The organism is Klebsiella sp. Lac1, from assembly GCF_009825425.1.
Lineage (GTDB): Bacteria > Pseudomonadota > Gammaproteobacteria > Enterobacterales > Enterobacteriaceae > Klebsiella > Klebsiella electrica.
In genome coordinates this window covers 154,028-165,748 of record NZ_VJZJ01000004.1, presented here as the reverse complement: position 1 = coordinate 165,748, position 11,721 = coordinate 154,028, and the positions used below count along the sequence as shown (strand labels likewise).

General features: G+C 57.6%; 11 protein-coding genes. 9 read left to right on the top strand and 2 right to left on the bottom strand.

Annotated elements, in window-relative coordinates; all coding sequences use genetic code 11:
* Positions 1-170: 170 nt before the first annotated feature.
* The gene (locus FNY10_RS23305; RefSeq protein ID WP_160704267.1) at positions 171-1,031 is read right to left on the bottom strand and encodes a LysR family transcriptional regulator; all 861 of its coding nucleotides are present in this window, start codon (positions 1,029-1,031) and stop codon (positions 171-173) included.
* Positions 1,032-1,127: 96 nt separating this feature from the next.
* Here FNY10_RS23305 and FNY10_RS23300 point away from each other — a divergent pair, with 96 nt between their 5' ends.
* The 9 genes from FNY10_RS23300 (at position 1,128) to FNY10_RS23260 (ending at position 11,112) form a co-directional block, all read left to right on the top strand.
* A complete protein-coding gene (locus tag FNY10_RS23300; RefSeq protein WP_160704471.1) occupies positions 1,128-1,655 on the top strand; it encodes a phenolic acid decarboxylase in 528 nt (175 codons plus the stop codon).
* 353 nt (positions 1,656-2,008) lie between these two features.
* Entirely contained in the window at positions 2,009-3,148 is a 1,140-nt protein-coding gene (gene arnB / locus FNY10_RS23295; protein WP_131049176.1) for a UDP-4-amino-4-deoxy-L-arabinose aminotransferase, read from the top strand.
* Between the two features lies 1 nt (position 3,149).
* Positions 3,150-4,133, top strand: a complete 984-nt coding sequence (arnC, locus tag FNY10_RS23290) for an undecaprenyl-phosphate 4-deoxy-4-formamido-L-arabinose transferase (protein WP_100683031.1) — start codon at positions 3,150-3,152, stop codon at positions 4,131-4,133.
* Positions 4,130-6,115: a bifunctional UDP-4-amino-4-deoxy-L-arabinose formyltransferase/UDP-glucuronic acid oxidase ArnA gene (arnA, locus tag FNY10_RS23285; protein WP_160704269.1), complete on the top strand. Its 1,986-nt coding sequence runs from the start codon at positions 4,130-4,132 to the stop codon at positions 6,113-6,115. Before arnC ends, arnA begins: the two co-directional genes overlap by 4 nt.
* Positions 6,112-7,014, top strand: a complete 903-nt coding sequence (arnD, locus tag FNY10_RS23280; protein ID WP_131049174.1) for a 4-deoxy-4-formamido-L-arabinose-phosphoundecaprenol deformylase — start codon at positions 6,112-6,114, stop codon at positions 7,012-7,014. Before arnA ends, arnD begins: the two co-directional genes overlap by 4 nt.
* Entirely contained in the window at positions 7,011-8,666 is a 1,656-nt protein-coding gene (arnT, locus tag FNY10_RS23275) for a lipid IV(A) 4-amino-4-deoxy-L-arabinosyltransferase (RefSeq protein ID WP_131049173.1), read from the top strand. Before arnD ends, arnT begins: the two co-directional genes overlap by 4 nt.
* A complete protein-coding gene (arnE, locus tag FNY10_RS23270) occupies positions 8,663-9,001 on the top strand; it encodes a 4-amino-4-deoxy-L-arabinose-phosphoundecaprenol flippase subunit ArnE (protein WP_160704271.1) in 339 nt (112 codons plus the stop codon). Before arnT ends, arnE begins: the two co-directional genes overlap by 4 nt.
* Positions 9,001-9,384, top strand: coding sequence for a 4-amino-4-deoxy-L-arabinose-phosphoundecaprenol flippase subunit ArnF (arnF, locus tag FNY10_RS23265; protein ID WP_131049171.1), 384 nt, complete (start codon positions 9,001-9,003; stop codon positions 9,382-9,384). Before arnE ends, arnF begins: the two co-directional genes overlap by 1 nt.
* A 507-nt stretch (positions 9,385-9,891) precedes the next feature.
* A complete protein-coding gene (locus tag FNY10_RS23260) occupies positions 9,892-11,112 on the top strand; it encodes an MFS transporter (protein ID WP_141963176.1) in 1,221 nt (406 codons plus the stop codon).
* Here the strand turns inward: FNY10_RS23260 and FNY10_RS23255 are convergent, their stop codons facing one another.
* On the bottom strand, positions 11,113-11,670 hold the full coding sequence (locus FNY10_RS23255; RefSeq protein ID WP_131049169.1) for a DcrB family lipoprotein: 558 nt from the start codon (positions 11,668-11,670) through the stop codon (positions 11,113-11,115). It lies immediately after the preceding gene.
* Positions 11,671-11,721 lie beyond the last annotated feature (51 nt).

The window sequence follows — 11,721 nt, the reverse complement described above, 5'->3', positions numbered from 1 at the left end:
TATGATGATTTTAATAATTCATCATACTTCAGGCCTAACCTGGATCAATGTCAGACCGGAAAGTATAAGAATTTCATATATACACGTCGTGCTTCCGGTTGTCTGCGGGTTAGCCGGGTCGCGATAGCCTGAAGGATTCGTGTGCCCGCAGGCCCGCGCACGCGGGCGATTCATGGCGTCCTGAACAGCGCCAGCAGCGTTTCGAGCTGTTCATCGAGAGGAGCCAGATCGCGTTTGACGATCAGATGCAGCGGCGTGGCGCGTCGGGCGCCGTGGCTGAGCGGCAAGATTTTCAGTACACCCTGCTCCAGCCGGGAGCGGATGCGCTCTTCGGGAAGCCAGCCGAATCCGACCTGATACAGCACGGCATCGATAGCGGCATCAATGGTGGAAAATGTCCACGCATCGCGGCCTGTCTGCGGGTCGTCGCTGCGATCGGCGATACGCACCAGCGGCCAGGGGGCCAGCGCGCTGTCGTCGAGAGGGCCGCTCAGCCTGGCAAGCGGATGGTCCCGGTGGGCAACGGCGACAAAATCAATGTTCATCAACCATTCGCCGCGTCCGCTAATATCCTGGCGGCGGGTGAGTACCATCACGTCGGCCTCGCTGCGGGCCTCCTGCTCATCTTTCATATTTTCGAGGACTTCGGTCAGCCTCACCTGAGTCTGCGGATGGCGCTGCTGAAACTGGCGCAGAATGGCAAACAGCCGTTGGCGGGGGAAAATACTATCCACAACCAGGTCCAGACGGGTCCGCGCGCCGTTGCGCAGGGTCGCCGCGCGGGTTTCAACGTATGAAAACGCTTGCAGGAGCGGTTTTACCTGGCTTAGCAGCAGCTCCCCGGCCGGGGTGAGTACCGCGCGGCGGCCAGCAGGGTGCAGCAGCGCGACGCCCAGCCTTTCCTGCAGCAGGGCGAGGTTATAGCTCACCGAAGACTGGCTGCGATGGGTCTCTTCTGCCGCTTTGGCGAAGCTACCCAGCTCAATGACTTTTTCCAGCAAGGACCATTGTTCCAGCGTCGTTTTGTGCATTATTTATCGAAAAAGTGAATGAATTTCATCAAAACATAGCGTTATTCATTCATTTTTTAAAGCCGTATGCTGAGTCTCAACAGCAAAGGAGAAATCATTATGAGCACTTTTGATAAACATGATTTGCGCGGTTTTATCGGCAAACATCTGGTTTATACCTACGATAACGGGTGGAATTACGAAATTTACGTCAAAAACGGCAACACCCTGGATTACCGGATTCACAGCGGTATTGTCGGGAACCGCTGGGTGAAGGATCAGCAGGCCTGGATTGTGCGGGTAGGGGAGAGCATTTATAAAATTTCGTGGACGGAGCCGACCGGTACCGACGTGAGTCTGATTGTGAACCTGGGCGATAAGCTGTTCCATGGCACCATCTTTTTCCCCCGCTGGGTGATCAACAACCCGGAAAAAACCGTCTGCTTCCAGAACGAACACATCCCGCTGATGGTTTCTTACCGTGAAGCCGGACCGGCTTATCCGACGGAAGTGATTGACGAGTTCGCCACGATCACCTTCATACGCGATTGCGGTGCAGATAATAACAGCGTCATTAATTGCCCTGCTAATCAATTAGCGACTGACTTTCCTGCAAATTTGTCATCTTCCGGAAATGATTTGTGATCTAAGGTAGGTTTTTAAAATTCTGTTTGTTGTTTGACTGTTTAATGTTTGTTTACTTTACTGCACCGCGCTCCTGTTTTGCCCATAAATGGGGGCCATTTTCCCGCTTTACCCCTGCCTCATTTCCTGTAAATTTCTTTTAAAAACAATTGATTATTTTCCCTCTGGTAAATTATATTAATTTCTTAAGATTATCCTAAGCAACTCCGTCTAAATTTAATAACGTCAAATACCCTGGAATGAAAAGTGGCATTGAAGAGATTCCATTTTCATTTTGTTTAAGTCCGCTGGCGCAGGATATTTTTTCTATCGACCCGTAACCCTGAAAGGGTCATATACAGAACAGGAAAATGATGAGCGAATTTTTGCCGTTTTCGCGCCCGTCGATGGGCGACGCAGAGCTGGCTGCGCTGCGTGAAGTTTTGCAATCGGGCTGGATCACGACCGGACCGAAAAACCAGGCGTTGGAAGAGGCATTCTGCACGCTGACCGGCAACCGTCACGCCGTGGCGGTGAGTTCGGCGACTGGCGGCATGCACGTTACGCTGATGGCGCTGGGCATTGGCCCTGGCGATGAAGTCATCACGCCCTCCCAGACCTGGGTTTCCACGCTGAACATGATCTGTCTGCTGGGCGCGACACCGGTGATGATCGATGTCGATCGCGACAATCTGATGATTACCGCCGAGGCGGTTGCCGCGGCGATTACCCCCAACACCAAAGCGATTATTCCCGTGCACTACGCGGGCGCGCCTGCGGATATCGACGCGATTCGCGCCGTGGCGGAACGTCACGGTATCCCGGTGATTGAAGATGCCGCGCATGCGGCGGGGACCTATTACAAGGGCAAACACGTGGGCGGACGCGGCTGCGCGATCTTCTCTTTCCACGCCATCAAAAATATGACCTGCGCCGAAGGCGGACTGATCGTCACCGATGACGATGCGCTGGCATCGCGCATACGTAGCCTGAAATTCCACGGCCTTGGCGTCGATGCGTATGACCGCCAGACGCATGGTCGTGCGCCGCAGGCGGAGGTGATTTCGCCGGGCTTCAAATACAATCTGGCTGATATTAACGCCGCGCTGGCGCTGGTGCAGCTGGATAAACTGGCCCATGCCAACCAGCGTCGGAGCGAGATTGCCCAGCGCTATCTGCGCGAGCTGGCGGATACGCCGTTTAAGCCGTTGGCGATACCGGAGTGGCAACACCAGCACGCCTGGCACCTGTTTATTATCCGCGTGGATGAAGCCACCTGCGGGATCAGCCGCGATGCGTTAATGGAAAAACTGAAAGCCATGGGCATCGGCACCGGTCTGCACTTCCGCGCGGCGCACACGCAAAAATACTACCGCGAGCGTTTCCCGACGCTTTCCTTACCGAATACGGAATGGAACAGCGCACGTATCTGTTCACTCCCTTTGTTCCCGGATATGACCGACGATGACGTCACTCGGGTCATTTCTGCGCTGCACCAGCTGTCAGGATGTTGATATGTTTACTTACTCTCCCGTGAAAAAGGTCTCGGTCGTTATTCCGGTTTATAACGAACAGGAGAGCCTGCCCGAGCTGATTCGCCGTACGGATACCGCCTGCGCGACGCTGGGTCGCCAGTATGAAATTCTGCTGGTCGACGATGGCAGCAGCGATGATTCTGCCCGCATGTTGACCGAGGCTGCAGAAGCCGAAGGCAGCCATGTGGTCGCGGTGTTGCTTAACCGCAACTATGGCCAGCACTCGGCCATTATGGCGGGCTTCAGCCATGTGACCGGCGATCTGATTATTACCCTTGATGCCGACCTGCAAAACCCGCCGGAAGAGATTCCGCGCCTGGTGGCGAAGGCGGACGAAGGCTACGACGTGGTTGGTACCGTGCGGCAGAACCGCCAGGACACCGTATTTCGCAAAAGCGCGTCGAAGATGATCAACCGCCTGATTCAGCGTACCACCGGTAAAGCGATGGGGGACTACGGCTGCATGCTGCGCGCCTATCGTCGCCACATCATCGATGCGATGCTCAATTGCCATGAGCGCAGCACGTTCATCCCGATTCTGGCGAATACCTTCGCGCGCCGGGCGGTTGAAATCCCGGTGATGCACGCGGAGCGTGAATTTGGCGATTCCAAATACAGCTTTATGCGCCTGATTAATCTGATGTACGACCTGGTGACCTGTTTGACCACCACGCCGCTGCGTCTGCTTAGCGTCTTTGGCAGCGTGATTGCCCTGCTGGGCTTTACTTTTGCCTTCCTGCTGGTGTTCCTGCGCCTGGTATTTGGCCCACAGTGGGCGGCGGAAGGGGTATTCATGCTGTTTGCCGTGCTGTTCATGTTCATCGGTGCACAGTTTGTCGGCATGGGGCTACTCGGGGAGTATATCGGACGCATCTATAACGATGTCCGCGCCCGTCCCCGCTACTTTATTCAACGTGTTGTACGTCAGCCGGAAACGGCGTCTCAAGAGGAAGATCGTTCATGAAAGCTGTAGTCTTCGCTTATCACGATATGGGTTGTGCCGGCATTCAGTCTCTGCTGGATTCCGGGTATGAAATCGCCGCTATTTTCACCCATCCGGATAACCCTGGCGAAAACCATTTCTTTGGCTCGGTTGCGCGTATTGCTGCGGAACAAGGTATCCCGGTGTGGGCACCAGAAGATGTTAACCACCCGCTGTGGATCGAACGCATCCGCGACATGAAGCCGGACGTCCTGTTCTCTTTCTACTATCGCAACATGCTGGGCGACGATATCCTCAGCCTGGCGCCAAAAGGCGGCTTTAATCTGCACGGTTCTCTGCTGCCGAAATATCGCGGCCGCGCGCCGCTGAACTGGGTGCTGGTCAACGGTGAAACGGAAACCGGCGTGACCCTGCATCGCATGGTCAGCCGTGCGGATGCCGGCGATATCGTGGCGCAGCAGACGGTTGCTATCGGCGCTGATGATGCCGCGCTGACCCTGCATCGCAAGCTGTGCGCCGCGGCGTCAGAGCTGCTGAGTCAGGCTCTGCCGGCGATTCGTGAAGGGAAAACCCAGCAGCGTGCCCAGGATGAAAGCCAGGCCACCTACGTTGGTCGCCGCACGCCGGAAGATGGCCGTCTCGACTGGGAAAAACCGGCGCTGACGCTGCATGACCTGGTTCGCGCGGTGTCCGATCCGTGGCCGGGGGCGTTTGGCTATGCCGGCGCGAATAAATTTATCGTCTGGAAATCCCGCGTGCGTCAGGACCTGGCCGCGGCGAAGCCGGGAACGGTCATTTCCACCTCTCCGCTGGTGGTCGCTTGTCAGGATGGCGCGCTGGAGATAGTCACCGGTCAAACCGAGCGCGGCGTTTACATGCAGGGTACGCAGCTGGCGCAGGCGCTGGGGCTGGTATCCGGCGCGGTAATAAGCAGCAAACCGGTTGTGGCGATTAAACGCCGTACCCGCGTGCTGATTCTTGGCGTCAACGGTTTTATCGGTAACCACCTGACCGAGCGTCTGCTCGCCGACGACAACTACGAAATCTACGGTCTGGATATCGGGTCGGACGCGATCGGTCGTTTCCTCGGCAACCCGCGTTTCCACTTCGTTGAAGGCGATATCAGCATTCACTCCGAGTGGATCGAATACCACATTAAGAAATGCGACGTGGTACTGCCGCTGGTGGCCATCGCGACGCCAATCGAATATACCCGCAATCCGCTGCGCGTGTTCGAGCTCGACTTCGAAGAGAACCTGAAGATCATCCGCGACTGCGTGAAATACGATAAGCGTATTATTTTCCCGTCGACCTCCGAAGTGTACGGCATGTGCACCGACAACAACTTTGACGAAGACACCTCAAACCTGGTGGTCGGCCCGATCAACAAACAGCGCTGGATTTACTCGGTATCGAAGCAGCTGCTCGACCGCGTTATCTGGGCCTACGGCGACAAGTCCGGCCTGCGCTTCACGCTGTTCCGCCCGTTCAACTGGATGGGACCGCGTCTGGATAACCTGAATGCCGCGCGTATCGGCAGCTCCCGGGCGATTACCCAGCTGATCCTGAATCTGGTTGAAGGTTCGCCGATCAAACTGATTGAAGGCGGTAAACAAAAACGCTGCTTCACCGATATTAGCGACGGTATCGAAGCGCTGTTCCGCATTATCGAGAACAAAGATGGCCGCTGCGACGGGCAGATTATCAACATCGGTAACCCGGAAAACGAAGCCAGCATCAAAGAGCTGGCGGAGATGCTGCTGGCGTGCTTCGAGCGTCACCCGCTGCGCAACAACTTCCCGCCGTTCGCCGGTTTCCGCGATGTCGAGAGCAGCGATTACTACGGTAAAGGCTACCAGGATGTGGAGCATCGTAAGCCGAGTATTCGTAACGCGAAGCGCTGCCTGAACTGGACGCCGACGGTGCCGATGGAAGAAACCGTGGAGCATACGCTCGACTTCTTCCTGCGCACGGTTGAGCTGGTGGACGACAAGACATCATGAAACAGGTCGGCTTACGCATAGATGTCGATACCTTTCGCGGTACCCGGGACGGGGTACCGCGCCTGCTGAGTCTGCTGGGCCAGCACGGGGTTCAGGCAAGCTTCTTCTTCAGCGTTGGGCCGGACAATATGGGGCGCCATTTATGGCGCCTGATAAAACCGAAGTTTCTGTGGAAGATGTTGCGTTCAAACGCCGCTTCGCTGTACGGCTGGGATATTTTGCTGGCCGGCACCGCCTGGCCTGGGCGACGGATTGGTGCGGGTAATGAAGAGGTTATCCGTGCGACGGCGCAGACGCATGAAGTAGGTCTGCATGCCTGGGATCATTACAGCTGGCAGGCATGGAGCGGCGTCTGGCCACAGGAGCGGCTGACGCTGGAGGTCGAACGCGGCCTGCTCGAGCTGGAGCGGATCATCGGCCGGTCGGTCACCTGTTCCGCCGTGGCGGGCTGGCGCGCGGATCAGCGGGTGGTTAAAGCCAAAGAGTCCTTCAATTTCCTCTACAACAGCGACTGTCGTGGCTCGCGTCCCTTCCTGCCATTGTTGGGCGACAAGATGACGGGTACGGTGCAGGTCCCCGTTACGCTGCCTACCTGGGATGAAGTGGTCGGCAGTAGCGTCGATGCCGGGGGCTTCAATCGCTATCTGCTGGATTGTATTCACCGGGATAGCGGTACGCCGGTCTACACCATTCATGCTGAAGTGGAAGGGATTGCCTTCGCCCAGCAGTTTGATCAACTGCTGACGATGGCGGCACAGGAAGAAATCCAGTTTTGCCCGCTGAGCCAACTGCTGCCCGCAGATTTTAGCGAGCTGCCGCTGGGTAAAGTGGTTCGCGGTGAATTGGCTGGCCGGGAAGGCTGGCTTGGGCGTGAACAATTATTGAGTCAGGACGTATGAAAAGCATTCGTTATAGCGTCTCTTTAGTGGTGTTATTTGCGCTGTATTATCTACTGCCGTTGAATTTTCGCCTGCTCTGGCAGCCTGATGAAACGCGCTATGCGGAGATCAGCCGCGAGATGCTGGCGTCCGGTGACTGGGTGGTGCCGCATTTTCTTGGGCTGCGCTATTTTGAAAAACCGATTGCCGGATACTGGATTAACAGCATCGGGCAGTGGTTGTTTGGTCACAATAACTTTGCCGTGCGCTTTGGCTCGGTCTTCTCCATCAGCGTCACCGCGCTGCTGATTGCGTGGCTGGCATGGCGAATCTGGCAGGACAAACGGGTGGCGATTCTGTCCGCCGTGATCTTCCTGACCGCGCTGCTGGTCTACAGTATTGGCACCTATGCGGTGCTGGATCCGATGATCACCCTGTGGATGGCGCTGGCGATGTGCAGTTTCTGGGGCGCCGCTCAGGCGCAGAGCCGAAGCGGTAAAATCATCGGCTACGCGCTGCTGGGGGCGGCCTGCGGCATGGGCGTCATGACCAAAGGCTTCCTGGCGCTGGCGGTGCCGGTTATCGGGGTTCTGCCGTGGGTGATTGCCCGCAAACGCTGGCGTGAAGTGCTGACCTACGGCTGGTTGGCAGTGGGCGTCTGCGTCCTGGTGGTCCTGCCCTGGGGCCTGGCTATCGCCAAACGCGAACCGGACTTCTGGCGCTACTTCTTCTGGGTGGAGCATATTCAACGCTTTGCCGAGAAAGATGCCCAGCACAAGGCGCCGTTCTGGTATTACATCCCGTTCCTGATCGCCGGAAGTCTGCCGTGGCTGGCGCTGCTGCCCGGAGCGCTGAAGCGCGGCTGGAGCGAGCGCGATGACGCGCGCGGCGCGCTGTATCTGCTGGGCTGGGTGGCGATGCCGTTTCTGTTTTTCAGCATCGCCAAAGGGAAACTGCCGACCTACATTCTGCCGTGCTTCGGGCCGCTGTCGATTCTGATGGCTCGCTATGCGCTGGATGCGGCGAAGGCGGGAGCGAAGGCGCTGCGCATTAACGGCCTTATCAACCTCATCTTTGGTCTGGTTGGTCTGATCGCCGTGCTGGTGGTGTCGCCGTGGGGCGTGATGCATAAACCGGTCTGGACGCAGATTGAGCTGTATAAATGTCTGCTGGCGGCGATTGCGTTTGCCGTCTGGGCGCTGATGGGCTGGCTGGCGATGAAAGATAACGGTCGGCGCTGGACATTAGCCGCCTGCTGTCCCCTGGGGCTGGCGCTGCTGGTTGGCTTTGCCATTCCTGACCGGGTGATCGATAGCAAGCAGCCGCAGTTCATGGTGGATATTATTAGTGAATCGCTGGCGCCAAGCCGCTATGTGCTGAGCAACAACGTCGGTATTGCCGCCGGTCTGGCGTGGGAACTCAAGCGTAACGATATCATCATGTATGATAAGCAGGGTGAGCTGCAGTACGGTTTAGACTGGCCGGATGCGAAGAATAGCTTTGTGAGCCAGGGTGAGTTTGCCGGCTGGCTGGCAGCGCATCGCCAGGAAGGACCGATATCGCTGGTGCTGCTGATGGACAAAGGAGAAAACATGGCCGATTTACCCCTACCGAAACCTGACAACGCCTATGTGTTAGAGCGGGTTGTGTTTCTCCAGTATCTGCCGCAATGAGTACCTGGATCTGCCTGGCGCTGGCGAGCCTGTTAAGCTGCGTCGGGCAGTTGTGCCAGAAACAGGCGACGCGCCCGTCTAAGTCACGGCGGCGCGGTCGCCATATTCTCGGCTGGCTGAGCCTTGCGCTACTGGCGCTTGGCGGCGGTATGCTGCTGTGGTTGAGCGTGCTGCAATCCATTCCGGTGAGCGTCGCCTATCCGATGCTGAGTCTCAATTTTGTCTGGGTGACGTTAGCGGCCTGGGGTATCTGGCGCGAGCCGGTGGCCGGGCGGCACTGGGTTGGCGTAGGGCTGATTGTGGTCGGCATCGTGGTGCTCGGGAGTAGCGTCTGATGGGGTTAATCTGGGCGTTATTCAGCGTCGGGCTGGTCAGCGCCGCACAGCTTCTGCTGCGCGGGGCGATGGTCGAGCTGCCGCCGCTGAGTGACCTGTTCGCGTTTCTGAATCATCTTTTCCATCTGCGGGCCGGAACTCCCGGCCTGGTGCTGGGGCTGAGCGGCTATCTGCTGTCGATGGTCTGTTGGTACTTTGCGCTGCACCAGCTGCCGCTGGCCAAAGCCTACGCCCTGCTCAGCCTGAGCTACATTCTGGTCTGGGCCGCCGCTATCTGGCTACCCGGCTGGCATGAACCTTTCCACTGGCGTTCTCTGCTGGGCGTGCTGATTATCATCGCCGGCGTGCTGACTATCTTCTGGCCGGCGAAGCGCAAAACCTGAGTCAGCGAATCCCGTCGGCCCGAATGCTCTGCTTCCACCTCCGCATGTTCCCCGAGACGGAATACGGCGGTAGCCAGCCTGCGCCAGTTGGTTGTGGCGAATCATGCCGATTCGATATATCAGGATCAGCGCGGAATACTGATTGATATATTATCCTGCCAAAAGCGGAGGGATTACTGGTAAAAATTCGCCGTCAATCTGGTGAGCCTCTCCCATAATGTAATCCGGCTCTCTGCACCGTGGGGTCGGGTGGCAAGTTGAGCGCAGGGGCAAAGCAGCCTTCCCAGACCATTTGCAGGCCCATCCAGGGTTCCGGTGCCGGCGCATGATCAAAATAGCTTTTCAACGAAGAGATCGGGAGGCGGTTGCCAGACACGGCCGCGAATTTGCTGACAGATAAATATCGCCTCCGGCGAGTCGAACAGCGTGATTTTTGTCGCGGCAGGCTGCTTTTGCGCAGACGACGTGATAATAGTGAAACACTGTTGTAAAAGTCTGGTGGACCCCATGCCCGAACCCGTTGACGAACCGGCGCTCAATGGACTGCGCCTTAATCTGCGGATTGTCTCCGTGGTGATGTTTAATTTTGCCAGCTACCTGACAATTGGCCTGCCGTTGGCCGTTCTGCCGGGCTATGTCCATGACGTGATGGGATTCAGCGCGTTCTGGGCTGGCCTGGTCATTAGCCTGCAGTATTTTGCCACGCTCCTCAGTCGCCCTCATGCCGGACGCTACGCCGATCTCCTTGGGCCGAAAAAGATCGTAATCTTCGGGCTGTGCGGCTGTTTTCTCAGCGGGTTGAGCTATCTGCTGGCGGCCGCCGGAAGCGGCTGGCCGATCCTTAGCCTGGCTCTGTTGTGCCTTGGCCGCGTGATTCTCGGCATCGGGCAAAGCTTTGCTGGCACCGGTTCAACGCTATGGGGCGTGGGCGTGGTGGGGTCGCTGCATATCGGGCGGGTGATTTCGTGGAACGGCATCGTGACTTACGGGGCGATGGCGATGGGGGCGCCGCTTGGCGTGCTCTGCTATTCCCTTGTCGGGTTATCGGGGCTGGCGTGGGCGATTATGGCCGTGGCGCTGGTCGCTATTCTGTGCGCGTTGCCGAGGGCGGCGGTTAAGGCGACGAAGGGCAAAGCGATGACGTTTCGCGCCGTGCTGGGCCGGGTCTGGCTGTATGGGATGGCGCTGGCATTGGCGTCCGCCGGGTTTGGCACCATCGCGACGTTTATTACCCTGTTTTACGACGCCAAAGGCTGGGATGGCGCGGCGTTCGCGCTGACGCTATTCAGCTGCGCGTTTGTTGGCGCGCGTCTGCTGTTCCCCAACGGCATTCATCGTCTGGGGGGACTGAATGTCGCTATGCTGTGCTTTAGCGTTGAGATTATCGGGCTTCTGCTGGTGGGGCTGGCTGAGACTTCGTCGATCGCCAAAGTCGGCACCTTCTTCGCTGGCGCCGGTTTTTCCCTGGTCTTCCCTGCGCTGGGGGTGGTGGCGGTGAAGGCGGTGCCGCAGCAGAATCAGGGCTCGGCGCTGGCGACCTATACGGTATTTATGGATCTGTCTTTAGGCATTACCGGTCCGCTGGCCGGGCTGCTGATGGCGTGGGCCGGGATTTCGACGATTTATCTGGCGGCGGCGGGACTGGTGGCGGTGGCGCTGCTGCTGTGCTGGCGGTTAAAAAAACGGCCCCCGGTTGTTGCGCCGGAGGCCGCAGCGTCAGGTCAGTAGTTACTGGATGACGAGGGTGTTGATGATGCTTTCAGCTGCGCTTTGCGCCTGCTGCTGGTTGTCTGCCGGCAGCGTGATCTGCAGGGTCAGCAGTTTATCGTCAACCTTGCCGAGAATAACGGAAGACCACGCGGTCTGGCCCTTGGCGGAGATGATGCTGTCCAGCTGCTGCAGCGTGTGGCCTTTGATATCAATCGATTTATTGGTGACAACCTGCAGCTGCGGATCGCGGCTGCGCTGCTGATCTTCCAGGCGTTGGGCCAGCACGCTCAATTCTTCATTGGTGCTGTCGCCAACAATCACGATCACCGCTTTCTGCCCGGTGGCGTCGGAATAGACGTGCATGTTGTTGGCCTGGGTACCCAGCTTGCCGCTCTGGTCGGTCATTCCTGCAGGCAGGGAGAAACTCAGCTTACCGTCCAGCAGGCTGATATTCTGTCCGCTGGCGTTGCTTTCCGCAGCGGCCCCGGCAGTCGGCGTTTTTGTATCGCTGTTATCACAGGCAGCAAGCCCCATCACCAGCAGGCCAATACCGACATATTTAACCAAATTGCGCATTGACATCTTCCTTTCGATAAACGGCCATTAACGGCTCATGCGCTTATCTTA